The sequence below is a fragment of the Streptomyces sp. NPDC031225 genome, from assembly GCF_055570355.1.
The window spans coordinates 259,217-283,211 of the sequence record NZ_JBVIHJ010000006.1 but is presented as its reverse complement, the minus strand read 5'-3'; the positions used below and the strand labels follow the sequence as shown (position 1 = coordinate 283,211).

Below are 23,995 nucleotides of genomic sequence, written 5' to 3'. Positions count from 1 at the left end.
CTCCGTTCGCTGGGCGTTGGACTGCACAGGACGGGAATCCCCACGGAGCCCGCGTCGAACACCATGTGGCGGCAAGTGGTGTTCTGTCGCTGCGGCGTCGTCGGTCAGGAACTCCACTTCACCTTGAAGACCCACACGTGCTGTCCCGCCTTGCGGGCTGCCGCGGGGACGTCGATCACCAACGCTCCCTTGCTGACGGTCCAGGTCAGTGGCCGGTCGTGGCCCAGCATGGTCACCCGGTCCCCGCTGCGGATCGGCACCGGCGCCTCAATGGTGAGCCGTGAGCCCGGTTGTGCCAGCGAGTGGATGTAGAAGGCCTGGTCCTGGCGCACGGTGAAGCGGATGTCCTCACCCAGTTCCGCCATCTTCGACCAGTACGTCGTGTCGTAGACGGCCTCGCCGTTCGTCCGCAGCCACCGACCCGTTTCCCGCAGCCGCGTCTGCATGATCTCCGGGATGGTGCCGTCGGCGCGTGGGCCGATGTCGAGCAGGAAGTTGCCGTTCTTGGAGACGATGTCCACCAGGCTGTGCACGACCTGTTCCGTCGTCATGTAGGAACCGTCGGGGGTGGCCTGGTTGTAGCCGTAGCTGAAGGGGTCCAGCCCGCGGCTCGACTCCCATTTGGCGATGACGGTGTTGTCGTACGTCGTGTACTCGGGCGTCGTGAAGTCGTGGAAGGAGATCCCCGAACGGTTGTTGACGGTGACGTCGATGGGACGGGCCCGGTTCTTGGCGTGGTTGAAGTACTCGGCGAGCACGTGCACGCTGTCGTTGGCGCCGCCGATGTCACACCAGATCAGCTCCGGGTCGTAGCCGTGGATCAGCTCCAGCATCTGCGGGGCCTGATAGTCCTTCACGAAGTCCTTGCCCGCGCTGTATCCGGTGTACGGCACGGGATCGAGGGTGTACGGGTTGCGCGGGGCGTGCCCCATCCAGGGCTGGTCCGGGTTGAACCACTCGGGCATCGAGAAGTAGAGGCCGCGGTGGAGCTCGGGCGCGTAGCGCCGGGACGCCTCGAACAGCTCCTTGACCAGGTCCCGCTTCGGGCCCATCTTCACGGCGTTGCGGTCGGAGACCTTGGTGTTCCAGAGGGCGAATCCCTCGTGGTGCTTGGAGGTCAGCACGTGGTACTGGGCACCGGCGTCCCGGAACAGTTCGACCCAGGATCGCGGGTCGAACTTCTCCGCCGTGAAGCGCGGGATGAAGTCGTCGTAGGCGAAGTCCTCGCCGTAGGTGTCCCGGTGGTGGGCGTACGTGGGGTTGTTCGGGTCCTGCATCTGGTCCCAGTACCACTCGGCGTACTGCGTACCGACCGGCGCCCAGGCGGGCACCGAGTACACACCCCAGTGGATGAAGATGCCGAACTTGGCGCGGTGGAACCAGTACGGCGCCTGGTGACCGGACAGGGAGGCCTCGGTCGGCTGGTAGTCGGCGACGCCGAGGGACAGCCGGCTGCGCTGAGTGGCGGCCGTGGCGCCACGGCCGGTGACCGTCACCACGCCGTCTCGGGACGTGCCCGGTGCCGTACCCGTGCGGTTGCGGATACCGATGCGGACGCGTGCCTGCTCACCGGGGTCGAGGCGGCGGACGGCGGCGGGCTCCACGGTCCGGGCACCCGGCACGTTCACGTGCACCGACACGTGGTCGCCGGCCAACACGGCGGCGGTGCCCGCGTTGACGACGGTGGCCTCGATGCTCTGGGCGCCGGAGGACGTCAGGAGCGAGTTCGTGGAGTGGGCGTCGCGCAGGACCAGTGCGCGTCCTTGGGCGACGGGCTGGAGGGAGAGCGCGAAGACGTGCAGCGAGGTCTTGTTCGGCTCGGGTGCGTTGGTGACCGGCAAGGTGATGGCGATGGCCTCGCGCTGCGGATCGATCCACAGCTCCGATGTGCCGATGCCGACGCTGTGTTGGTCCTTCGTGCCGTCCGGGCCGTAGCGGTACGGCGTCGACAGTGAACCGCCCGCCGCGTACCAGTCGGCTCCGGTGAGGCCGGCGGTCGTGGTGGAACCGTCCGCGTAGTGCACCGTCGCCTTGCCCGAGGCGTTGCCGTAACTCCCCGAGGTGAGGAAGTAGGCCGCCATGTAACGGCCCTTGGGCAGGTCGATGCTCTGGCCGAGCGCGACGACGTTGTTCTTGGCGCCGGCGGCCGAGGACGGCAGGACGAAGGGAACGCCGTCCACCTCGACCTGGCCTGCCGGGAGCTCCTCGCCCGGGAACGTGTAGCCGGAGCCGTCGAAGTTGCCGCCTCGCGCGGACGCGGTGTCGATGCCGTCGTTGTCGTAGAGGCCGTCGAGCGGGACCGGGACGGGAGCGGGCACCGCGGCCCAGATTCCGCGTTGCTGTTCGGCTTCCTGAGCAGCTTGGGCGTCGGTCGAGGTGGCGAAGGAAAGGGCGGCCGAGGCAGCAACACCCGCCGTGACGCCGAGGACATGACGTCTTGGATACGTACTCATGGCGGCTCCCCAATCATCGGATGTCTTGATGATTGGGGAGGTGTGATGGGGTGTCAATGGGGGCTGCGTGTAAAGAAGTTGGATGAGAGGTCGGATGGCTGAGGGTGCGCCGGGGTGAGCCGGGCCGAGGGGATCGCGTGGGGGGCGTCGCGTAAATCGACCTCGGCCTGCCACCTCGTTGGCGAGCGGTCCGGTTTGGCCAGCGACCTCGTTGGCGAGCGGTAGGGCTTGGACCTTGCTTCAGGCCGCCGGTGCTGCCTCGATCAGAACCCCTTGCCGAAGCCGCCGCGAGAGGGTCAAACGGCGGGCTGCCGGCCCTGGTTGTCGAGGTGGCAGCGGGCGGTCAGGCGTCAGGGTCGACTTCGGGGTGCGTGAACCGCACGGGTTTGCCCAGCGACCGGGCGTAGGCGATTTCGGCTCGGGTGCTGTCCCCGATGTAGTCGCCGACCACAAGCACCTCGTCAGCGAGCCGGATCTTCGCCCGGTGCAGATCGTCGAGTCGAACCTTCAGTGCCTCGGCCTCGACGGGATCGGACCAGAGTGCGTGCGGCGACTTCATGTCACAGCCCGGTTTGACGACGATCTTTCCGGCCTTGGTCTCCAGCAGATCGGCCTCGTTCATCTCGGTCATGAAGCGGGTGGAGCCGCAGATCACGACGATACGCGGGAGGCTCAGCAGCTTCTTCGCGTCGGCGAGCTTCTCCTCGGGGGTGAACAGGTGCGGGTATGACACTGGTTCCTCCTGGTGGTGTGGTCTCAATGCCTGAGCAGCCAGAGAACGCGGTCCCAGGACAGAAGGTGGTACCCGACCAGCGCTCCCGTGAGCAGCAGGGCGGGAGTGCGGGGCCCCGCCGCGTACAAGGCCGCCGTACCACCGAAGAACACGGTCAGCTCCAGCAGAAACCGCAGCGGGCCGGGGGTCGCGATCACTGTCTTCCCGGACCGGGAAGCGTCATCCGGAGTGGCGAACGCCCCCCACAGCACAGCCACGAGCAGGGGCACGGCAATCACGGCGACGTACCGCAGGGATGCGGGTGCGGTGACCCAGGCCCAGAGGCCGAAGCATGTCAGGGCCAGCAGTTCCAACACGAACCGCACGCCGAGAGCCCAGGGGTGAAAGCCGTACCCGGACGACATGGGCGCATTTCCTTCCGTCGTGGCTCCTGCGTGACCACATGTTGCCGCACGGAGGTTCAAGAAGCCGAGCCAACAGCCGACTTGCTCGTCCGGACGATGGGTCGGGTGGTGGCGAGTCAGGAAGACATGGCGGTGCGATCGGTGCGACCGGTGCTGCTCAGTGGGCGTAGCCGGAGCCGGAGCCGGAGCCGGAGCCGGAGCCGACCGCGGCGCGTCCACGCGGTCATGGAGCTGACGTGACGAGGGGACCGTCAGCGGGTCCGGCGCGCGATGCCGACAACCAAGCGAGGTCCATGACCTGCTCTCCGCCGACCCCGCCGTACTTAAATGTTCAACCAAGAACTCTCCGAGAACGGCAAACGACTCTACTCGCATAGATGATTCGGGTGTTGTCATGCTCGCGACCGCCCGGAATTCCTGCCGGGCATCGCTCCGGGAGAGCCCCCATGCCCCGAATATCCCGCTCGCTGGTCACCGTTCTGTCCTCCCTGGCTCTCGCCACCGCCGGCCTCACCGTCGCAGCCGGCACCGCCCACGCGCAGAGCTGCAGCCAGGGCTACCTTCCCCTCCCCGACCCCAGCTGCCAGCCCGGCGCCCTCAACCCGGACGTCACCCAGTCCACCATCGGCTCCACCATCTGCGTCTCCGGATGGACCGCGACCGTCCGGCCGTCCAGCTCCTACACCACCGCGTTGAAGAAGAAGCAGATCGTCGAATACGGCTACACGGACACCAGTACCTCGGACTACGAGGAGGACCACTTCGTCCCCCTCGAACTCGGCGGTTCCCCCAAGAGCGAACTCAACCTCTGGCCCGAACCGGAGTACGGCACCACGACCGCCGGTAACAAGGACACGGTCGAGAACAAGCTCAAGAAGGCCGTCTGCGCCGGCACCGTCACTCTTGCCGACGCCCAGGACGCGATCATCACGGACTGGACGACCGCACTGTCGAACCTCGGTCTGAGCTGAACCCTGACCCCGTCCACTCGACGTGGATCCCTGGTCCCGTCGACACGGCGTAGGGGCCGGTCTCCTCCTCCGGGAGCGACCGGCCCCTCTCCGCGTCCCCAGCAGCGACGTTCGAACAACTCGGTTGACCCCAGGGGAACGAGTCGACTCATACGGCGACGCCTGACCGCCGTACGGATCGACCCGCGCGACCCCAGCGGCCTGTCCCGCTACCCCGGCTGGTTCCAGAGGCGCATCCCTTCGAGCGGCGGGCGATGCAGGACTGCCACCGGGATCGGGCGGACGCCTGCTACCGGAGTCCGGCGGTCGGCGGCTGGAGGCTGACGGGACAGCAGTCGCTCCCATGAGCGGGGCTCGGATCCACCGATCGGTGTTGCCGGTCGCGAACGGCAGGCTGGTTCAGGTGGCGATGGTGGCCAGTCCGGCGATGCCGATGAGATAGACGGCGAGGACGGTGATGCTGTCGATGCCCATCCGTGCGTACTGCCGACGGGGCCGGAAGATCAGCCCGGTCATGTAGATGACGGTGAGGATGATGCCGAGCGCGGTGAGGTAGATGTCGGTGTCGTGCGCGGCCGGCAGGACGGGCTTGCCGGAGATGACGGCGGCCGGGAGGAACAGCACGGGCAGGAAGGCGTTGCCGCCGAAGATGTCGCTGATGGCGAGCTGGTAGTCGCCGAGCCGGGTGGAGGTCAGGCCGGTGCTGACCTCGGGCAGGGAGGTCGCCGCGGCCAGGACGGTCGCGCCGAACAGGACACCGCTCAGTCCTTGGCGGGCGAAGAGCTCCTCGCCGCTGCGCTCGATGACCACGCCCGCGATCAGCGTCGCTAGGGCCGCTGCGGCGAACACGAGTGCGGCGCGGCGGGTGCCGACACCCTTGGCAGTCGCGGCCTTCTCCTTCTTCCCGCGGGAGTGGCCGCGGGGTTCGGGCTGGCCGTCGGGGGCGTCACCGCCTTCCCGCCACGGCAGACCGCGGCCGGCCCGGTTCAGCAGCACCAGGCCCACCCCCCACAGCACGGCGATCGCCACGGACGCCGGGGCCAGACGCGCGGCGTGCAGGTCCGGGGAGAGCTGGGTGCCCATGACGACGACAGCCAGGACGACCACCACGAGCGCACCCTCCAGTACGAGTTGAAGGCTCGCGGCCAGGCGGGTCAGCGGCGCGCGGGGACGTACCCCGGAGGCATCCAGGATGACCAGGACGACGGTCTGCAGGGCGATGCCGCCGAGGATGTTGCCGACGGCGACGTCCAGGTGGCCGGCCAGGGCGGCCGAGACGGTGATGGCGATCTCGGGCAGGTTGGTTGCGATCGCGAGGAGGATGAGCCCGCCCAGGGCGCTGCCCAGATGGAGACGTTGGGCCAGCACGTCGGTGGTGTCGGACAGCTTGATGCCCGCATACCAGATGACGGCCGCGCTCAGCACGAACAACAGCAGCAGCACCACAGAACTCAAAGATCCCATGCGGCGGCGAGTACCCGTCGAGGGCAGTGACCTGGCATGGGCCTCCCCATGGAAAGGTCAAACGAGCAGACCGGGACAGGCGGTGCCCAGCCTGGTCAGCCCGGACACTGAATGTGGACCGGGTGCTCGCCGAGATCGACCGGCTGCGCACCCAACCCGCTTCGGGGTAGGGGGCGTTGCCCGAAGCCCCAGGCGTCGCTGGCTTCGGTTCGTCAGGGGTGAGGCTGGATCGTCGAGGGCCGTGCCGGTGCCGGCCATGAGCCGTCGAGGGTGTCTGCCTGGTGCTGAAGACATGTGCGCCGGTTGCGCACGAGGGCTTTGAGTCGAGCGTGAAACCGGGCAACCCGGAAGCCTGCTCCGAGCTTGTCGGCAGAGCAGCGGGCCTACTTCCATCAGGGATACGAACCGACACCGGCGCTTGGGCCGAGCTACCCGCGCGACCGCAGTCAAGGTGGGTCACGTTGTGTCGCGGACATGCAGGGTGGGCGTCAGGACGATAGGGGGTGGCAGTTCGCCTGCGAGGAGCTGGTCGACCTGGTGGATGGCCAGTTCGCCCAGACGGCGCTTGTCGAGGTGGAGGGTAGTCAGCGGGGGGTCGACGAGATCGACGATGCTCAGCCCGTCGTAGCCGACGAGTGCGCAGTCGTCCGGCACCCGGACGCCGAGCCGGCGGGCAGCCCGGAGCGCGCCGATCGCGACCAGGTCATTGAAGGCAATCACCGCGGTGAGGTCCGGGCGCGCGGCGTGCAGGGCCTCGAACGCGGCGGCGCCCCCGGCCGGTGACTGCTCGCCCATGACAACCCAGCTCTCATCGACGGGCAGCGCGTGTTCGTCGGCTACTTCGAGGAAAGTGCGGCGCCGGACCAGCGGGGCACTCAGACACTCGCAGTCGATCAGGCCGATCCGGCGGTGACCGCGGTCGATGAGGTGCTGCATCCCGGCCCGGACTCCGGCCGCGGTGTCGATGTGGACCAGCGCGTGGGTCGACGATTCCAGGCCCCGGTCGACCACGACGAGCGGCATGGTTTCCACGTACGGCTCGAGTTCCGCATCGGGATGGCTGAGGTAGCCGACAAGAGCGTCGACCTGCTGGCCTAGTGAGCGGACCAGAGCCAGTTCCCGGGAACGGTCGTTCTCGGTGCTGGCCACGAGGACCTGCCAGTCGCGTTCGTTCGCCGCGGCGATCACTCCGGCCACGAATTCCGGGAAGAAGGGGTTGACCACGTCGGGCACGATGAGGCCGACCGACACGACGTCCGGGCGGTTCAGCCCCCGGCCGAACCTGCTGGGCCGGTACCGCAGTTGCCGTGCCACATCGAGCACCCGGCGCTGAGTCGCCGGGTCGATCTCCCCCTTGCCGTTGATCGCCCGGGAGACGGTCTGGTGGGACACGCCCGCCGCCTCAGCCACGTCCCTGAGCGTGACGCGTTTGACGGCCCTCGCGCCCCGTACCGGCTGGTCTTCCGTTGCCCGCTGTCCGGCCACGTTGCCCACTCACTTCTGTTCCTGTGCCGCCCTGCACCCAAGTCAACCAGGTTCGCCGGCCAGTCGCCCCACCGCCTGTCCGATAGGGCAGCTCTGGGGTGCCGGCGGCGCTTCGAAAGCCATCCGGCGGTGGGCGTTGACCGACTCCCGACTCCTGCGCAAGAATCTCGTTAACGGTAACGTTAGCGGTCACGTTACCGTTAACGGAGCGAGCTGAGGAGAACGAAATGCCTTCCTTGAGGGGCCCCGTACCGCACCATCCCCATCCGACGTTCCGTGCCGTGTTCGGTGGCTGGCACGCAAAGGCCGGCGTCTTCTCGGCGTTGCCGGATGCGCCGGTGGAACTGGATGATCCGCAACGGCAGCACTGGTGGCGCCAACTGAAACTTCGGTGGCAGAAGCCGGCAGGCGACGGATCTTCGCTCCGTCGATACGCAGCGCATCCTCAGGGCTGTCCCGCTCCCAGCGGGGATGGCCGAGGCTGAGGCGAACCACTCCCCAATGAGGGCTGTGCGAGCCGACGACGCAACGCCCGGCCCTCACTGACGGACTCACGCCACGGACGTTGCTCGATCACGTCACCGAAGCCCCGGCCGTGGTGCCGCTCTCGGTGGCCATGGTGGGTGAGTCGAATACCGGGTCGGGCTATCCCGCGCCGCACCGGTGCCCGGAGCCCGGTTTCCGGCGCAGGTCCAGGTGTCAGCGCAGCCGTACACCGGGCTAGCCATGCCTATGGGTCGTACGGCTGATGGCGCGATGGTCCACTGCATGGCGAGCAGGCCACATGCGCGCCATGCACCTGCCTCACGCCGACATGACGCGTCGGCTTCCGCAGGGGTTCCGATGCCGCCGTCTCCACCTGACCGGGTGGGCCCGGCCTCTGTGGTCGACGTCCTGGACCTGGCCGCGTCCGATGACTGGCCAGTGCCAGGAAGAGGCCGGGGGAGCGGCGTCCCTGCTAGTAACTGTCGTAGCCGGGCCTGCCGTTCGGCCGATAGACGCCGACGACGGTGCCGCCCTTCGTCGTCGAGACGCTGACCGGCTCCAGCGCAGTGGGGATCGCTCCGTCGGCGAACAGCCGTTTGCCGGTGCCGATGATGACCGGATGGATGGTCAGCCGGTATTCGTCGACGAGGTCGTGCTGCATCAGGGTCTGGGCGAGGTCACCGCTGCCGACGACGTTGATGTTGCCGCCGTCGGACGCTTTGAGCGTGCGTACGGCATCGGCGATGTCGCCCTGCAGCAGCGTGGAGTTCTGCCACTCGAGGGACGTCAGGGTTCGAGACGCCACGTACTTGGGCATGCCGTTCATCCGATCGGTGAACGGGTTGTCGGGTTCGGCGGTCGGCCAGTACGCCGCGAAGATTTCGTACGTCTTGCGGCCGAGCAGCATCGCGTCGGAGGTCTCGTACCAACCGGCGATGGCGGCGCCGACCTCGTCGTCGGTCACCGGTTTCTGCCAGCCGCCGTGCTCGAACCCGCTCTGGGTGTCCTCGTCCGGACCACCCGGTGCCTGCATGACGCCGTCCAGTGTCAGGAACGTGCAAACGATGATCTTGCGCATGGTGCGCTCCTTTCGTCGACAGGTAGACCGCACAGCCTCCGGAAACTCATCGGCCGACCTTCCGCGGCTCGGTACTGGGCCGGCACGGCTGGGGGATGGAGTACCTCGTGGCCGAGAAGAGGTGGTGGCTGAGCTCAATGACTGGGTCTCTTCAGTCCGCGTTCAGAAGCTCCCGACCGGGGACGCGGACCCGGACCGGCGCGCTTCGGTGTCATGGTGGATCGGTGTGTGTGACTCGCGCAGGGGCAGGCCTGTTCCGCCGTGGCGGGTGGCGATGATCTCGGCGGCGATGGACACGGCGGTCTCCTCGGGGGTGCGGCGCCGAGGTCGAGGCCGATGGGTGAGTGCAGGCGGGTCAGTTCGGCGTCGGTGAGGCAGGTTTCGCGGAGTCTGCGGTCGCGGTCGTCGTGGGTGCGGCGGGAGCCCATCGCGCCGATGTAGGCGGCCGGCAGGAGCAGGGCTGTTTCCAGGAGGGGTATGTCGAACTTGGCGTCGTGGGTGAGGACGCAGATCACGGTGCGGTCGTCGGTCCGGGTGTCGGTGTGGCCAGTCGACCACGATGTCGTCGGCCTCGGGAAAGCGTGTCCGGGTGGCGAAGACGGGACGGGCGTCGCAGTAACAGCCGAAGCCCGCGCCCTGCTGGATGCCGGCCGCACGGGCACCTTCGACCTCGCGCAGGATGGCTCCCACTGTGCGCCGGATGTGACCGTTCGTCCGCGGCGAAGTCGATGGCGCCGAAGACGAGCATGCGCGGCGGCGGCACGCTCGACTCGAACTGGAACGCGGTGGCGAGGTTCTCGGTGTTGTTCTCGATGTACCAGCCGTTGCGCAGGAAGACGTACGGCAGGCCGGACTCCCGTATCAGCGCCTCGGTAATCCTGTGCTCCTCGGTGAGCTTCGTGCCGCTGGTGCGGCGTTGATGGCGCTGGTGTACGCGATCAGCTCGACACCGGCGTCCACCGCGGCCTGCACGACGTTCTTGTGCTGCGCCTGCCGCTCGCTGACCTCGCTGGAGGAGATCAGCAGAAGTCTGTCGGAGCCGGCGAACGCCGCGGCGAGTGTCTTGGGCCGGGTGTAGTCGGCCTCGCGCACCTGAACGCCGCCGTCGGCGAGATCGGTGGCCTTGGCCGGGTTGCGTACGGCGGCCACGATCTGGTCGGCGGGCACGCCGTGCTGCAGCAGGTCCTCGACGACGAGTCTGCCCAGGTGCCCGGTGGCGGCGGTGACAGTGATCATTTTCGGTTCTCCCGATGCCGGTTGGCGAAGCCGTGCTTGCTCCTGGAACGTGGGGTCCCCGTGATGTTTTTCGCAGTCCTGCGAGGAGGGCCGCCGCCTCCGGGCCCGGCGTCGTATGCGCGTGGGCCGGTGCGGTCAGTCCGTGGTGAAGCTGGACAGCATCGCAGCGGGGTAGCGGCTGCCTGCCGAGCCTTGGGGGAGGATCTCGGTGATGCGGGTCAGATCGGCGGCCGAGAGCTGGACGTCGACGGCGCCGGCGTTCTCCTCAAGGCGCTTGGTGCTGCGGGTGCCGGGAATGGGCGCGATGTCCTCGCCCTGGGCGAGCAGCCAGGCCAGCGCGAGCTGCGCGGTGGTGATGCCCTTGGTGTCGGCCAGACTCTTGAGCTGTTCAATGGCGTGCACGTTGTACGTGTAGTTCTCGCCCTGCCAGCGCTCGTCCCAGCTGCGCATGTCGTCCGCGGGGTACTCGCTCGCGGGCCTGACCTGGCCGGCGAGGAAGCCGCGGCCGAGCGGGGAGTAGGGCACCAGGCCGATGCAGAGTTCCCGCAGAACGGGAAGGATCTTCTCCTCGACCTCCCGCTCGAAGAGCGAGTACTCGTACTGGAGCACGGAGACCGGGGTGACGGCGTGGGCGCGACGGATGTACTGGGGGCCGACGTTGCTCAGGCCGAAGTACTTCACCTTGCCCTCGGCGATCAGTTCGCCGACCACGCCGGCGACCTCCTCGACCGGAACGTAGGGGTCGGAGATGTGCTGGTAGAAGAGGTCGATGTGGTCGCTCTGCAGGTAACGCAGGCTGTTCTCGGCGACCTTGCGGATGTTTTCCGGGCGGCTGTTGTAACCGGGGCTGTGCAGCGGGGCGGTCATGTCGAAGCCGAACTTGGTGGCGAGGACCACCTCGTCGCGGAAGTCCTTGACCGCCTCGCCCAGGAGAATCTCGTTGCTGCCGGTACCGGCGCCGTACAGCTCGGCGGTGTCGAAGAAGTCGATCCCGAGTTCGTGGGCGCGGCGGATGGTCGCGATGCCCTCGTCGTCGTTCGAGGCGCCGTAGGCCATGGACATGCCCATGATCCCCAGGCCGAGCGCCGAGACGCGCAGACCCTGAGAGCCCAGATTGCGGTGCTGCATGAGTTCACTCCTCAGTGTTTCGCCGGCTTCACCCTCAGAGGCCAAACCGAACTGTTCCGTTTGACTCTACGCGCCGATCGCCCAGATGCCAAACCAAATAGTTCGGTGCTCTATCCTGGGACCATGTCCCAGTCCCGCGACTCCGGCCAGACAGCAGCGCCCGCCCCCGCCAGCGACACCACGCGCGAGCGCATCCTCACCGCTGCCATGGAGGAGTTCGCCCGCCACGGCATCGCCGGCGCGCGCGTGGACCGCCTCGCCAAGCTCGCCAAGACGAGCAAGGAACGCGTCTACGCCTACTTCCGCAGCAAAGACGCGCTCTATGCCGACGTCGCCGCACGGGAGCACGCCGTCATCGCCGAGGCCACCCAGCTGGACCCTTCCGACCTCCCTGGCTATGCGGGCCGCCTGTTCGACTACTTCGTCGCCCGTCCGGACCACCACCGCCTGATCACCTGGGGCCGCCTCGAACTGCCGGGCACCTCAACGGCTGCCGACGATCACTCCCAGGCATTGATCGCCCGCAAAATCGACCAGCTCCGCCAGGCGCAGCAGGCCGGACAGCTCGATCCCGCCTGGGACCCGGCCGACGTCCTCGCCCTGGTCAACCAGCTCGCCACGACCTGGGCGGCACAGCCCGAACACAGCGAGGCCGCCGCCGCACACGCCGTGGACCCCACCACCGCCGCCCGCCGCGCCGCGGTGGTGACGGCTGTCGAACAGCTTTTCCCCCGAGCGCGCTGAGGCCCCCGGACCGGCGACCGTCCTACTCGACGTTCCTGTAACGGCGTCGGACGCCCGTGCCGCTCACCTTTGCCTACGGGCCCGTAGAGCGGCCCACTGGCGCAGACGCTCGGCGATCTGGGCCTCGTAGCCGTTGCGGGTGGGTTCGTAGTACGTCTCGCGGCTCATGTCCTCGGGAAGGTAGTCGGCGCCGGAGAAGCCGTCGGTGGTGTCTGGGTCGTACTGGTAGTCCTTGCCGTAGCCGATGTCCTTCATCAGCCGGGTCGGAGCGTTGAGGATGTGGGCGGGCGGCATGAGCGAGCCGGTGCGTCGCGCGGAACGGTGGGCGGCGTTGAAGCCGCGGTGGACGGCGATGGATTTGGGGGCGGTGGCGAGGTAGACGACCGCTTGGGCGATCGCCAACTCGCCCTCGGGGGAGCCGAGTCGCTCGTACACGTCCCAGGCGGCGAGCGTCTGCTGGACGGCGTGCGGGTCGGCCATGCCGATGTCCTCGTTCGCGAAGCGGGTCAACCGGCGGGCGATGAACAGCGGATCCTCACCGCCGTCGAGCATGCGGGCGAGCCAGTACAGGGCCGCGTCCGGGTCGGAGCCGCGCATCGACTTGTGGAGTGCGGAGATCAGGTTGTAGTGGCCTTCCTGCGCCTTGTCGTACAGCGGTGCGCGCTGCTGGATGTGGTGGGCGAGCGCGGTGGTGTCCAGGGGGGTCTCGGGAGTCGGGAGGGTCTGGAGCTGTTCGGCCATGTTGAGCAGGTAGCGGCCGTCACCGTCGGCCATGGCGATCAGGGCGTTGCGGGCGTCGTCGTCCAGGGGCAGTGGGTGGCCGATGAGGGTTTCGGCGCGATCGAGCAGGGTGGACAGGGCTCTCTCGTCGAGGCGTTTGAGGATGAGGACCTGCGTGCGGGAGAGCAGGGCCCCGTTGAGTTCGAAGCTCGGGTTCTCGGTGGTGGCGCCGATCAGGGTGATCGTGCCGTCCTCGACGTAGGGCAGGAAGCTGTCCTGCTGGGCCCGGTTGAAGCGGTGGATCTCGTCGACGAACAGCAGCGTGCCCTGCCCGACGGTGCGTCGGCTGCGGGCGGCGGCGAATACCTTGCGCAGTTCGGCCACGCCGGAGAAGGTGGCCGACACCGGTGCGAAGGCGAGCCCGGCGGCGTCGGCGAGGAGCCGGGCAATGGTCGTCTTGCCGACGCCGGGCGGCCCCCACAGGACTGCGGAGCTGAGGCGGCGCTGTGCGAGCAAGCGGCCCAACGGGGCGTCGGGGGCCAGGAGGTGGTCCTGTCCGACGACGTCCGCAAGGCGGCTGGGGCGTAGGCGGTCGGCCAGTGGGCGGGGCGGCTCGTCGTCGAACAGCGGCAGGGTCGGTTCGGTCGGTTCCATCGGTCTTCCGGGTCGTGGGGCGAGGTCACAGGGCTGGGGTGCCGGGCGTCGGCTGCAGACGCCCGGGAGCGTCGTCCGCTCGGTCTACGGCGGGCCGCGCGGCGTCGAAGCCGGTCACGGCCGCGTCGGCCGCGTCCACGACGGTGTCTCCGTTGCCGATCCTGCCGTACACCACCTGGGCTGTGGCGTCCTCGACGCCGGAGTAACGGGAGGTCCTGCGGTCAGTTGCTGTTCGAGCAGTCCGCCCTCGTCGACCTCCTGCACGGTCCGGTGCCGACGCGGCAGGCTCCCTCACTGTTGAACGCATACGACTCCTCGCCCGGCGGCCCGAACACCACCCCATGCCCGGCCGTTGCCGCAGGAGGAGTGCGGCGGGCACGTGCTCCACGCTGTCCACGGCCGCCCACGCTGCCTGGGGCAGGCGGCGGCAGCAGGTGTACGTGGACGAAGCCTCCGGACAGCGGCGGGACCCTTCGCCCCTTTGACGGCCTTGCCCACTGGTTGGTCCCTTCACTGAGCAGCTGGTGCCCGGGCTCATCCGGTCAGGAAGCGATCTTCTCCGTGACGGTCTGGGAGAAAGCCCAGTTGGAGTGCGCGATGCGCCACTGGCCGTCGGTGAGGCGGTATCCGTGGGTGGCGTTCCAGGCGCGGAGCTCCTCCTCCTTGCCGTTCTCGTCGAGCACGAAGGTCTTCAGGTTGTACGCCAGGACAGCGAAGTCACCACTGTCGCTGACGTGGACCTGCGGGTTGAGGTACTCGCTGCGCACGATGCTCGGGTCGGAGTAGATGGAGTCGATCCATGCGATGACCCTGTTCCCGGCCGACCAGGATGTTCTCGAGGATCGGGTCGAAATAGCTGACCTCCTCGGCGAACCCGTCGAGGTAGCCGCGGTTGTCACCGGCGCTCCACCGCTCGTTGAAGGACTTCTCCAATTCGATGATGGTCTTGCTGATTTCTTCCTTGTTCACGCTCACGACGCCTCCTTTCCGTGTCTTGCCGTCGGCCTGCCGGCCGGTGGTTGCGTTTCTCAGCGGCCGAAGCGGCCGAAGCTGTCGGCGTCGTCGAGTACGACCACGTGCTTGCCGGGCGTGGACCGGGCTTCGACGTCGGCCTGGGCGGCTCGCACCTGTTCGAGGCCGTGGTAGACCTTCGCGACCGGGGCGTTGAGCCGCCCGTCGGCGATGGCCCGGAGCTGCCGCTGGAAGACCGGCGCAGGCAGATCGCGCGCCCCGCCTCCGTAGCTGGTCAACCGCACCCCGAACGGGATCATGAACGGGGTGAAGTCGGGGATGCTCCAGGCCCCTGCCAGCGCGCCGGTGAAGCAGACGGTGCCGTGTTTCCGTACGCACTTCAGGGTGTCGGGCAGAACGGAGCAGCCGACCAGTTCGAGGGCGGCGTCCACGCCGCCCGGCGCAAGGGCCCGTACCTTTGCGGCGATGCTGCCGTCGTCCGTGACCGGATGGTCGACCCCGACGGCACGCAGGTCGTCGGTCCTGCCCGCGTGGCGCGTGGTGGCGATGACGGTGGCCCCGAGCTCCTTGGCAAGCGCCGCCGCGCTGAGCCCGACCGTGGAGGTGCCGCCGCGGATCAGCAGCGTCTGCCCGGCCTTGAGGTCCAGGCCGGTGCTCAGCGATCCGTAGGCGGTCTGGAACATCTCCGGAAGCGCACCGACGACGTCCCACGGCAGGCCGGTCTCGAACGGGATGACCTGTCCCGCCGGGACGGTCACGTACTGGGCGTACGCGCCGTCGTACGAGCGGCCCATGCCGCCCATCATCGTGGCCACCTGCTGTCCCGGCCGCAGGCCGCTGTCCTCGTCGGCTTCATCGACGACGCCGACGCCTTCGATGCCGGGCACACGCGGGTAGGTGACTTCCGCGTCCGACTCGCCCTTGCGGGTGGTGACCTCGGACTCGTTGACGCCGAACGCCTTCACCCTGATCCGCACCCAGCCGGGCTTGCGTACGGGCACCGGCACATCCTTGATCTCCAGTGCGTCGAGGCCACCGGGCCGGGTGACAACGACGGCACGCATCGTCGCCGGTGCGGCGTCGCCGGCTGCTGGCGGTTGGCTCATGTCTGGTTCCTTACTCGGTTCGCCCCCTGGTGCGCTGTTCCGGGTCGCCCGGTGACCGTCAGGGGCGGGCGATGTTCTCGAACAGGTCGAGGACCGCCTGATAGTGGGCACTCGGCTCATACGGGAGGTCGCCGGCACTTCCCGAGGTGGGCCGGTCCGTGACGGCGGGCCACAGGTGGGTCTGCTCGCCGGTGACGAAGTCGAGGACGATGTCGCGGATACGCGTGTCCCGGGCGGCCTGTTCGGGGCTGCGGCCCGGCTGTTCCTGGCCGACCAGGGCGTACATCTCGGTGCCGTGCACGGCGGGCGCGCCCTCGGCGGGCCCGATCGCGAGGAGATGGGCGGTGCCGCCCGCGGCGGCGTGGGCCAGCGCGCCGCGGGCTGCGGGGAGCGTGAAGATGTAGTCCGTCAGGGACGCGGCGCGGACCTCGGCAGGTGTGCGGCCGCCCTGGTCGTAGACATCGACGATCTTCCTGGCGCGGGAGCGGGGAATGCGCCACCCCGCGAATTCGTCGGTGACGCGGTCGACGGTGTGCGGGTCGAACCGGTCGAGGTCGTTGGCCACCCACCAGCCCATCTCGTCACTGGCCGTGCTCAACAGGACGTCGATGTCCCTGTGCGAGCCCGAGGCCAGGACGTCCAGGGGGTGGGCGTGCAGCACTCCGCCGGGCTGCTCGGCGTCCAGAACGACACCGAGACTCTTGTTGTCCATCCCGCCACGGACTCCGAGGTCCGTCGGACAGACCGTGCGCAGGGCGGCCACCAGGGAGGCCGCGTCGAGATCGATCAGCTTGTCGGGGTTGCCGGCGACACCGAGTTCGGTGACGAACCGCTCCGCGAGTTCCTCTGCCCACCAGGCGGGGACGAGACGCGAGGGCGCGCCGGAGAACCCGGCCAGCCGCCGGTACAGGCCGTCCGCGGAGGAGGCCCCGAGCAGCCCGAGGGTGGAGTAGGCGCCGGCGCTGTGGCCGAAGACGGTGACCTGGTCGGGGTCGCCACCGAAGTGGGTGATGTTCTGCTTGATCCAGGTGAGCGCGGCGATGACGTCCTGGAGGCCGAGGTTGCTGGCCTCGGCGAGCCGCCCGCCGTACTGGGAGAGCGAGAGCGCACCCAGTGCGCCGAGCCGGTAGTTGAGTGACACACCCACCACGCGCCCCGTCGCGGCAAGACCAGACGCGTTCGAGGTGATCTGCGTGTTCGCGCCGTACTCGAATCCGCCGCCATGGATGTACACGGCCACCGGAAGCGCCTTCCCGGCCGGCTGCTCGGGAGCCCACACGTTCAGGTTCAGGCAGTCCTCGCCCATCCCGTTGTCCGCTTCGAGCCAGTCGCCGCTGTCGGGCTGGACAGCGACGACGCCCTTGCGGTCCCAGGGGCGGTCCGGATCGAAGTCCGCGACCACGGGACGGCGGTATCGCTCGGCTGTGGCGTACGGGATTCCCCACCAGGACCGCACTCCTGGTGCAGTCGGAGCCTTGGGCGCGATCTCGGGCATGGCGTGAGATTCCTTCCGGTGCGGTTCGGGTTTCGCGCGACGTGGCGGCAGTCGATCGCTCGCGGTGACGCGCTCTCCAAGGATTCCCTGAACTCCGACCAACCGCCGAGCGGACAGCAGCCACCCGGTGGTCAGCAGGTGACACTTCTCGGTACCTCCTTCTCGTGGCCTGGCTGCCGCCGCGGCCTGGACGGCATGAGGTTCTGCCGTCGGTGCACCCAAGTGGGATCGTGCCGCAGCCGCAGCCGCAGCCGCAGCCGCAGCCGCAGCCGCAGCCGCAGCCGCAGCCGCAGATCAGCGGTGAAACGGTGAGCACGGATGGAGCATGCGCTGGACGCCTGCGACCTGGCCGGGTACCTCGCGCACGGAGACCTTCACCCTGCGCGTCTACGGCGGCGGCCAGTACCCGCGGCACGCAGATGCCCGGCCTGCAGCGGCCCAGGCGGCCATCACGGGGCCATATGCACGGTGCCCGGGCCTCCGGTAGGCGGGTGGCCTCTCCGGGGCCGCCCGCCCAACCGAAACACTTCGCGCGGTGCGAACCAGCGATCACATGATCCGGGAGAGCGTTGCCCTCCAAGAGCAGCCTTGCCCAATTGGGCAAGAGTGATCTTGGTTTGACGAGTCCTCGGGTGCCATCGCGAGCCGATCACCGCCCGAAACCTCATGCGTCACAGGTGTCACAGGCATCGGCGATTCGGTCATAGCTGCACCGGCCCTGGGCCGTTCCGGCACGGCGGTCACAGGTTCACCCCTTGCGGTTCAAGGGCCCCTGCACGTCCGAAAGCGAGCGCGTTCGAATCCCGCGGCATGTCGTTATGCCGGGCATGCCGAGCCATCCAGGTGCGGCACAGCCCCCAAGGAGGGACACAGGTGCCTGTGACTGACGCCTCGACCGCAAACGAGGACACGCCGCCCCCTCCACCCCCGGCCGGCATCACCTTCGAGGGCAAGTACGGGAAGAACCCGCTGGCAGATGCCAGTTTCGGAGCAATGTGCCGACGCCTTCCCTCCGTGCTCGGGCACACCGCGCGGATGGCGTGGGCCGTCGACAGGGCCGGCGTCGTGCTGCTCCTGGTCTGCCAGTTGCTCACCGGCATCGCGGCTGCCGTCGTCCTCGCCTTCACTGCCCAGGCAATGACCCACCTCCTCTCCACCGGGCCGGTTTCCGGACGTCTGCACGCCGCACTGCCCGCCCTGGTCGTGGTGACGACAGCTGCGGGCGTGGGCCGCATCAGCGGAGCCGTGTCCTCGTACGCCGACGGACGGATCACACCTCTGCTGATGACCGAGGCGGACGTCGCCCTCGTCGCCGCCGTGTGCCGCGTGGAGTCAGCCGCGTATGGCGAGGACGGATTCGCCGACCGGCAGGAGGCGGCCGAAGTCGGCGTCACCAGGACCCGGATGATGGTGCAGGATGCCCAGCGGTTCATGTCCGCCCTGATTCGCATGATCGCCGCGAGCGGGGTCATCACCGCGCTGCACCCGCTGATGCTGCCGCTTCTCCTGCTGGCCGTGCTTCCGGCCGGCGCCGGCGCAGTGCTGTCCGCACGCGTTGACTACGAGACCCACTACCTCAACGTCGGCGACCGCAACGTGCGCTCCATGATGCGCTGGTGGGCCACCTACTCCCGCTACGGCGACGAGGTCCGCGCCAACGGCATGACCGACTACCTCATCTACTGGTACCGCGCCCTGTCCGACCGCATCGACGAGCGCACCGTGACCGCAGCCCCGCGGATGCTCCGCATCGTCCTGGCCACCAGTGCCCTGGGCGGCATCTTCCAGCTGGGTACCTGGGCCACCCTCGCCTGGCTGGCCACCACCGGCCGGGTCGCCCTGCCCGTCGCGGCCACCGCCCTGGTCGCCGTCCAGACCACACTGGCCTCGCTCTCCCAGTTCGTCATCCACGGAGCCGCGATGTTCCACACCTCGCTCTACCTGGCCGACATGAGGTCCTTCCTCGACATGGCCACCGAACGCGCCCCCAAACGCGGGGAATTGACCATCCCGGAACGCGTGGACGAGATCCGCCTCGACGAGGTCGTCTACCGGTACCCAGGCAAGGAGGAACCAGCCGTCGCGGGAGTCTCGCTCACGCTGCGCCGCGGTGAGATCCTCGCCGTCGTCGGCGAGAACGGCTCGGGCAAGTCCACTCTGGCCAAGCTCATCACCGGCATCCTCCTCGCAGACAAGGGCCGCGTCCTGTGGGACGGCATCGACCTTGCCCGGGCCGCCCCCGACTCCGTGTGGAAACGCACCGCGCTCGTCCCTCAGGGGTTCGCGTGCTGGCCCCTGCGCGCCCGCGAGAACATCACCCTCGGTCAGCCCAAGACGTACGACGACGGTCCGGTGTGGGACGTCGTCGACGCCGTCGGGATGCGGGAAGCGATCGAAAAGCTGCCCCAGCAACTCGACACACTCCTGGCCAAAGAGCTGTTCGGCGGCGCCGAACTGTCCGGAGGCCAGTGGCAGCGACTCGTGTGCGGCCGCGCGCTCTACCGCCAAACGCCACTACTGATCCTGGATGAGCCGACCTCACAGATGGATGCCCGCGGTGAGCACGCCATCTTCCTGGAGATCAAACGGATCGCCGCCGAGCGCATGACGATCGTCGTCACCCACCAACTCGAGAACACACGGCTCGCCGACCGCATCCTCGTCATGGACAAAGGACGAGTCATCGAACATGGGAAGTACGAGGACCTTGTAAACGCCGGAGGACTGTTCGCGGAACTCGTCGCACTGGCTCAGGACCGTTGATGCCTCACGTCCGCGCACCATTCGGGCATCCCAATCTGTCAACCACGGCTGTGCGCTGGGCCCCGCACCGCCTACGCCGCCACCGCCCGCTTCTGCCGACGGATCTCTGGCGCAGGACATCGGGTCCGGTCCGTGACCGTGTCCTTGATCAGTCGGCGTTCTGCTCGATGCTCTGTTCCGCCCAGATCGTCTTGCCGGTGTCGGTCGGGCGGGTACCCCAGCGTTGGGTGAGCTGGGCGACCAGGAGCAGACCGCGGCCGCCTTCGTCGTAGGTGCGGGCACGGCGCATGTGGGGTGCCGTGTTGCTGGTGTCCGAGACCTCGCAGATGAGGTTCCGGTCGTGGATGAGACGGAGTTGGATGGGCGGCTCTCCGTACCGGATGGCGTTGGTGACCAGTTCACTGACGATCAGCTCGGTCACGAAGGCCGCATCCGTCAGACCCCACGCCTCCAGCTGGCCGAGGGCGTTCTTGCGGGCCCCGGCGACAGCGGCCGGATCGGGGGCGACGTCCCAGGCGGCTACCCGGTCGGCCTTGAGCGCGCGGGTACGGGCGACGAGCAGGGCCACGTCGTCGGCGGGCCGTTCGGGAAGCAAGTCACCGAGGACCGTGTCGCACAGCACGTCCAGAGACACCGCCGGTCCGGCAAGGGCGCGGCACAGACGGGAGACGCCGACGTCGATGTCCTGACCACGGGACTCGATCAGACCGTCCGTGTAGAGCACGAGCAGACTGCCCTCCGGCAGTTCGGTCTCCATCGCCTCGAAGGGCAGTCCGCCCAGGCCCAGTGGGGGCCCCGTCGGCAGGTCGAGCAGTTCCACCGTGCCGTCGGGGCTCACCACGGCCGGCAGCGGATGCCCGGCCCGGGCGAGAGTGCAGCGGCGGGAGACGGGATCGTAGACGGCGTACAGACAGGTCGCCCCGACGTCTCCCGCAGTCTCAGCCTCTCCCGCGGCCGGCCCCGTGCCCTCGGCCTCCGTGGCCAGGCGGCCCACCAGATCGTCGAGGTGTGTGAGAAGTTCGTCGGGAGGCAGGTCGATGTCGGCGAGGGTCCGTACCGCCGTACGCAGTCGTCCCATGGTCGCGGAGGCGTGGATGCCGTGGCCCACGACGTCGCCCACGACCAGCGCCACCCTGGCCCCGGACAGCGGGATGACGTCGAACCAGTCCCCGCCCACCCCGGCTCGGCCGCCGGCCGGGAGGTAGCGGGAGGCGAACTCCACCGCGGCCTGCTCGGGCAGCCGCTGCGGCAGCAGGCTGCGCTGCAGGGTGACCGCCGTGCCTCGTTCGCGGGTGTAACGACGGGCGTTGTCGATACAGACCGCCGCCCTGGCCGCCAGTTCCTCGGCCAGCACCAGGTCGTCCTCCCTGAACGGCTCGGGGTGCCGGTGACGAGCGAAGACGACGACACCCAGGGTGGCTCCGCGTGCTGTCAGGGGCACTGTCATCGCCGAGTGGAAGCCGAAGTCGCGGACCCGGGACGACCGGATCGGATCCTTGGCGACCCACTCGGCGATCAACGGCTCGGCCATCTGGTACAGCACGGAACGTCCCGACCGCATGCTCTCCGCCGGCGGGGAGCCCTCCGGATAGTCGTCCACCTCGCCCAGTGCGATGACCGCCTCGGGGGTTCCCGGATGCACGGACTGGTGGGCGATGCGCCGCAGGGCGAGCGGGCCGCCCGCCGTCAACCCTCCCCAGGGCTGCTCGGACACGTCGTCCAGGGACACCAGCAGGTCGACGCTGAGGAAGTCGGCGAGTTCCGGGACGGCCACATCCGCCAGTTCCTGCGCCGTCCGGGCCACGTCCAGCGTGCTGCCGATCCGGGTGCTGGCCTCGGCGATCAGCTGGAGGCGCTTGCGGGCCCAGTACTGCTCCGTGATGTCGTGCCCGGTGGCGGCCACGCCCAGGACGCGGCCGTCCGGGGCCTCCACCCGGTACAGATGGACCGACCAGGCGTGCTCGCGAGTCTCACCGGGGGCCCGCGCGTGGTTCTCCACGTACTGCGGCTCACCGGTTTCCAGGGCCACCCGCATCCGCCGCTCGACATCCTCCGACAAGGGTGTGGGGAGGACGTCCGTCATCCGCAGACCGCGCAGCTCGTCCTCACTCAGGCCCAGTGCGCTCTGCGCGGTCCGGTTGGACCGGCGATAGCGCAGGTTCGTGTCGTACACCGAGGTCGCGCAGGACGGGGACTGCTGCAGGCACTGCCGCATGAGCAGATCGTCCTCGGGCCGGAGCTCGGGCCCTGACGCGGCAGAAACCAGGAGCCAATCGCGGGCCCCGTCGTTCGCCGTCCGCCGATGTGCGAGGACCGTCGCTTTGAAGGAGTGGCCGTCCCGGTGCCGGAGCGCGAGCGTGCCGTGCCACCTCGGCACCTCCAGGAAGGACGGGGGACCGCTCGCCGTGGGCGCCTCGGCGAGCAACGAGGCCGCCGGACGGCCCAGGATCTGCGCCGACGGGTACCCGAGCAGTTGTTCGGCACTCTCGCTCCAGCCGGTCACAGTGCCGCTCTCGTCGACGATGGCGCGCGGAGTCGGGGCCGCGCCTACGACGTCTCGGGTGGAGCGCCCTCCCGGGCTGTCGACGGCCCTCCGCTCCATGCTCACTCATCTCGCTCTCGTCGCGTTCTTCGCCGCCCTGGGCTCTGCCCGACCCCGCGTCCCCCGGGCCCCACCCCCGGCCCCACGACCCAAGGCACGTGGACATGCGTCGCCGCAGCACTCAGGAAACACGCAATCCCGCATTCGACCCGTTCTGCTCATATTATCCGTATCCACATCATTGGGCATGGTTCGCGGGAGGGACCGGATCAGCTTCTGGAAGCGCGCACACTTCCACGATCGGACGTCTCCGAGCCGGTGATCGGCAGCAGGCCTTCTGGCAGATCGTCGACGTCCTGAGCTCGCTGCGACGAGACGGAAAACTCTTGGCGACAGGCCCGTCCGCCATGTCAAGCTGTCACCCATCGAAGGGGTGTAGCTCAGATGGCCAGAGCGCCGGTCTCCAAAACCGGATGCCGCAGGTTCGACTCCTGTCACCCCTGCCACGCCCTCATGCGGGCCGTACGCCACCGGGCTCACCGCGGCCAGGCCGTCGTAGGAGTCGTTGTGGGAGCCGTCTTTCCTCGGTGAACGGCGGGTGACGGCCGATGCGATGACCGCCGCGCCGCGCTTGAACGGGACGCCCATCAATGAGTGGGGCCGCCTTGCCGACGCGCTGTTTCTTGGGCCTGCGACGGCGGTTCGCACTGCTGCAGGTCCTGGGACGCAGCCGGCCCTGCGCGCACTGAGCCGGCTGGGCGACGCCGTTGCCGCCGCCCCCCTCGAACCTCTCGGCCGCTTGCGTTGATACGTGATGCGGCACGGCCGCCCCATCACCCGGCCCGGGGGAGGGCTGACGCGATCTCGCGCGGCGGCACAGTGTGCGCGAGGGCGCCACCGCGTGCCTCCGTGACAGTGCGCTCCCTCGGCAAGGTTCACGCCGGGGGGTGCTGCTGTGAGCCTTGACGGTGTCGACTGTTTCGCTGAAGTCGAGGGCAGACCTGCCGCATGGCGACGCCAGAGGACGACGAGCAGCGGCGAGACGCAGACGCCCGTCTGTGGGAGCACCACCTCCATACCGACACCATGGTCTTTCAGCGCGGCAACCTGTTCCTCGTCGCGCAATCTCTGCTGGCGGTGGCCTACAGCACCACTGCCGCATCGGGCACCACCCACGCGGCAGCACGTGTCCTGTCCGGCTTCGGGCTGGCTCTCACCGCCATCTGGGCATACGTCGGTCACCGATATCACCGCTACAACCGCGCCATCCAACGGCGCACGGCCGAGCGCCTGCCGGACTACGCGGAAACCTTCATGACCAGCCGCATCCCGGGTCCCAGCGCGATGCCGCTGATTGCCTACGCGCTTCCGATTCTGGCCGCCGTCATGTGGATCGTTCTGCTCATCGTCACGTAGCTGACACTGCTGAAAGATCGTCTCCCCTGGCTTGATCGCCTGGCTGACGACAGTGACGGCGCTGGTGGAGTGCTGGCGCCGGACGCGTTGTGGGAGGTGGTCCAGCAAAGTGCCTTGTCATCGTGATCGTGGCGACGCCCGGGTG

The 23,995-nt window shown here is 68.7% G+C and carries 19 protein-coding genes, 1 tRNA gene and 1 pseudogene; 5 read left to right on the top strand and 16 right to left on the bottom strand.

The annotated features are described in order from the left end of the window. Positions 1–104 precede the first annotated feature (104 nt). From ACZ48Z_RS13010 to ACZ48Z_RS13000, 3 genes are all read right to left on the bottom strand, one after another. Positions 105–2,453, bottom strand: a complete 2,349-nt coding sequence (locus ACZ48Z_RS13010) for an alpha-L-fucosidase (RefSeq protein ID WP_468735884.1) — start codon at positions 2,451–2,453, stop codon at positions 105–107. Between the two features lie 343 nt (positions 2,454–2,796). Continuing rightward, positions 2,797–3,186: a hypothetical protein gene (locus ACZ48Z_RS13005; protein WP_468735883.1), complete on the bottom strand. Its 390-nt coding sequence runs from the start codon at positions 3,184–3,186 to the stop codon at positions 2,797–2,799. 23 nt (positions 3,187–3,209) lie between these two features. Further along, positions 3,210–3,590 (bottom strand): YrdB family protein, encoded by a 381-nt coding sequence (locus ACZ48Z_RS13000; protein ID WP_468735882.1) that lies wholly within the window; start codon positions 3,588–3,590, stop codon positions 3,210–3,212. A gap of 446 nt (positions 3,591–4,036) precedes the next feature. Between ACZ48Z_RS13000 and ACZ48Z_RS12995 the strand changes: the two genes are divergently transcribed. Further along, on the top strand, positions 4,037–4,561 hold the full coding sequence (locus ACZ48Z_RS12995) for a hypothetical protein (RefSeq protein WP_468735881.1): 525 nt from the start codon (positions 4,037–4,039) through the stop codon (positions 4,559–4,561). A 399-nt stretch (positions 4,562–4,960) separates the two neighbouring features. Here the strand turns inward: ACZ48Z_RS12995 and ACZ48Z_RS12990 are convergent, their stop codons facing one another. The 6 genes and pseudogenes from ACZ48Z_RS12990 to ACZ48Z_RS12965 all read right to left on the bottom strand — a co-directional run bounded on the left by ACZ48Z_RS12990 (position 4,961) and on the right by ACZ48Z_RS12965 (position 11,438). Next, positions 4,961–6,025 (bottom strand): sodium:calcium antiporter, encoded by a 1,065-nt coding sequence (locus ACZ48Z_RS12990; protein WP_468735880.1) that lies wholly within the window; start codon positions 6,023–6,025, stop codon positions 4,961–4,963. Positions 6,026–6,481: 456 nt separating this feature from the next. Then, entirely contained in the window at positions 6,482–7,519 is a 1,038-nt protein-coding gene (locus tag ACZ48Z_RS12985) for a LacI family DNA-binding transcriptional regulator (RefSeq protein WP_468735879.1), read from the bottom strand. Between the two features lie 949 nt (positions 7,520–8,468). Further along, positions 8,469–9,074, bottom strand: a complete 606-nt coding sequence (locus ACZ48Z_RS12980) for a dihydrofolate reductase family protein (RefSeq protein ID WP_468735878.1) — start codon at positions 9,072–9,074, stop codon at positions 8,469–8,471. A 162-nt stretch (positions 9,075–9,236) separates the two neighbouring features. Further along, positions 9,237–9,692: pseudogene (locus ACZ48Z_RS12975) on the bottom strand (XdhC family protein); the annotation flags it as partial. A gap of 243 nt (positions 9,693–9,935) precedes the next feature. Then, positions 9,936–10,310 (bottom strand): NAD(P)H-binding protein, encoded by a 375-nt coding sequence (locus ACZ48Z_RS12970; RefSeq protein WP_468735877.1) that lies wholly within the window; start codon positions 10,308–10,310, stop codon positions 9,936–9,938. 135 nt (positions 10,311–10,445) lie between these two features. Further along, a complete protein-coding gene (locus tag ACZ48Z_RS12965) occupies positions 10,446–11,438 on the bottom strand; it encodes an aldo/keto reductase (protein WP_468735876.1) in 993 nt (330 codons plus the stop codon). A gap of 123 nt (positions 11,439–11,561) precedes the next feature. Between ACZ48Z_RS12965 and ACZ48Z_RS12960 the strand changes: the two genes are divergently transcribed. Next, positions 11,562–12,182: a TetR/AcrR family transcriptional regulator gene (locus tag ACZ48Z_RS12960; RefSeq protein WP_468735875.1), complete on the top strand. Its 621-nt coding sequence runs from the start codon at positions 11,562–11,564 to the stop codon at positions 12,180–12,182. 63 nt (positions 12,183–12,245) lie between these two features. Here ACZ48Z_RS12960 and ACZ48Z_RS12955 read toward each other — a convergent pair whose 3' ends face one another. The 6 genes from ACZ48Z_RS12955 to ACZ48Z_RS12930 all read right to left on the bottom strand — a co-directional run bounded on the left by ACZ48Z_RS12955 (position 12,246) and on the right by ACZ48Z_RS12930 (position 17,129). Further along, positions 12,246–13,556: a replication-associated recombination protein A gene (locus ACZ48Z_RS12955; protein WP_468735874.1), complete on the bottom strand. Its 1,311-nt coding sequence runs from the start codon at positions 13,554–13,556 to the stop codon at positions 12,246–12,248. 25 nt (positions 13,557–13,581) lie between these two features. Next, the gene (locus ACZ48Z_RS12950; RefSeq protein ID WP_468735873.1) at positions 13,582–13,731 is read right to left on the bottom strand and encodes a hypothetical protein; all 150 of its coding nucleotides are present in this window, start codon (positions 13,729–13,731) and stop codon (positions 13,582–13,584) included. 367 nt (positions 13,732–14,098) lie between these two features. Continuing rightward, positions 14,099–14,362: a nuclear transport factor 2 family protein gene (locus ACZ48Z_RS12945; protein ID WP_468736000.1), complete on the bottom strand. Its 264-nt coding sequence runs from the start codon at positions 14,360–14,362 to the stop codon at positions 14,099–14,101. Then, complete coding sequence (locus ACZ48Z_RS12940; protein WP_468736008.1) at positions 14,274–14,531, bottom strand: hypothetical protein; 258 nt, start codon at positions 14,529–14,531, stop codon at positions 14,274–14,276. Before ACZ48Z_RS12940 ends, ACZ48Z_RS12945 begins: the two co-directional genes overlap by 89 nt. A 53-nt stretch (positions 14,532–14,584) precedes the next feature. Further along, positions 14,585–15,634: a zinc-binding dehydrogenase gene (locus tag ACZ48Z_RS12935; protein WP_468735872.1), complete on the bottom strand. Its 1,050-nt coding sequence runs from the start codon at positions 15,632–15,634 to the stop codon at positions 14,585–14,587. Positions 15,635–15,692: 58 nt separating this feature from the next. Next, positions 15,693–17,129, bottom strand: coding sequence for a carboxylesterase family protein (locus tag ACZ48Z_RS12930; protein WP_468735871.1), 1,437 nt, complete (start codon positions 17,127–17,129; stop codon positions 15,693–15,695). A gap of 879 nt (positions 17,130–18,008) precedes the next feature. Here ACZ48Z_RS12930 and ACZ48Z_RS12925 point away from each other — a divergent pair. Further along, a complete protein-coding gene (locus ACZ48Z_RS12925; protein ID WP_468735999.1) occupies positions 18,009–19,892 on the top strand; it encodes an ATP-binding cassette domain-containing protein in 1,884 nt (627 codons plus the stop codon). 148 nt (positions 19,893–20,040) lie between these two features. On the opposite strand, the gene ACZ48Z_RS12920 is transcribed toward ACZ48Z_RS12925, so the two are convergent. Then, positions 20,041–22,494, bottom strand: coding sequence for a SpoIIE family protein phosphatase (locus ACZ48Z_RS12920; RefSeq protein ID WP_468735870.1), 2,454 nt, complete (start codon positions 22,492–22,494; stop codon positions 20,041–20,043). A 369-nt stretch (positions 22,495–22,863) separates the two neighbouring features. Here ACZ48Z_RS12920 and ACZ48Z_RS12915 point away from each other — a divergent pair. Beyond that, positions 22,864–22,940: transfer RNA gene (locus ACZ48Z_RS12915), tRNA-Trp, on the top strand. A gap of 502 nt (positions 22,941–23,442) precedes the next feature. Continuing rightward, positions 23,443–23,850: a hypothetical protein gene (locus ACZ48Z_RS12910; RefSeq protein ID WP_468735869.1), complete on the top strand. Its 408-nt coding sequence runs from the start codon at positions 23,443–23,445 to the stop codon at positions 23,848–23,850. Positions 23,851–23,995: the final 145 nt, after the last annotated feature.

Excerpts from the sequence above, each read along its gene's own strand:
- ACZ48Z_RS12995 (WP_468735881.1), top strand. The coding sequence starts at position 4,037 with ATGCCCCGAATATCCCGCTCGCTGGTCACCGTTCTGTCCTCCCTGGCT.
- ACZ48Z_RS12930 (WP_468735871.1), bottom strand. The coding sequence starts at position 17,129 with ATGCCCGAGATCGCGCCCAAGGCTCCGACTGCACCAGGAGTGCGGTCC.
- ACZ48Z_RS13000 (WP_468735882.1), bottom strand. The coding sequence starts at position 3,590 with ATGTCGTCCGGGTACGGCTTTCACCCCTGGGCTCTCGGCGTGCGGTTC.
- ACZ48Z_RS12970 (WP_468735877.1), bottom strand. The coding sequence starts at position 10,310 with ATGATCACTGTCACCGCCGCCACCGGGCACCTGGGCAGACTCGTCGTC.
- ACZ48Z_RS12960 (WP_468735875.1), top strand. The coding sequence starts at position 11,562 with ATGTCCCAGTCCCGCGACTCCGGCCAGACAGCAGCGCCCGCCCCCGCC.
- ACZ48Z_RS12990 (WP_468735880.1), bottom strand. The coding sequence starts at position 6,025 with ATGGGATCTTTGAGTTCTGTGGTGCTGCTGCTGTTGTTCGTGCTGAGC.
- ACZ48Z_RS13010 (WP_468735884.1), bottom strand. The coding sequence starts at position 2,453 with ATGAGTACGTATCCAAGACGTCATGTCCTCGGCGTCACGGCGGGTGTT.
- ACZ48Z_RS12980 (WP_468735878.1), bottom strand. The coding sequence starts at position 9,074 with ATGCGCAAGATCATCGTTTGCACGTTCCTGACACTGGACGGCGTCATG.
- ACZ48Z_RS12910 (WP_468735869.1), top strand. The coding sequence starts at position 23,443 with ATGGCGACGCCAGAGGACGACGAGCAGCGGCGAGACGCAGACGCCCGT.
- ACZ48Z_RS12965 (WP_468735876.1), bottom strand. The coding sequence starts at position 11,438 with ATGCAGCACCGCAATCTGGGCTCTCAGGGTCTGCGCGTCTCGGCGCTC.
- ACZ48Z_RS12955 (WP_468735874.1), bottom strand. The coding sequence starts at position 13,556 with ATGGAACCGACCGAACCGACCCTGCCGCTGTTCGACGACGAGCCGCCC.
- ACZ48Z_RS12920 (WP_468735870.1), bottom strand. The coding sequence starts at position 22,494 with ATGGAGCGGAGGGCCGTCGACAGCCCGGGAGGGCGCTCCACCCGAGAC.
- ACZ48Z_RS12935 (WP_468735872.1), bottom strand. The coding sequence starts at position 15,634 with ATGAGCCAACCGCCAGCAGCCGGCGACGCCGCACCGGCGACGATGCGT.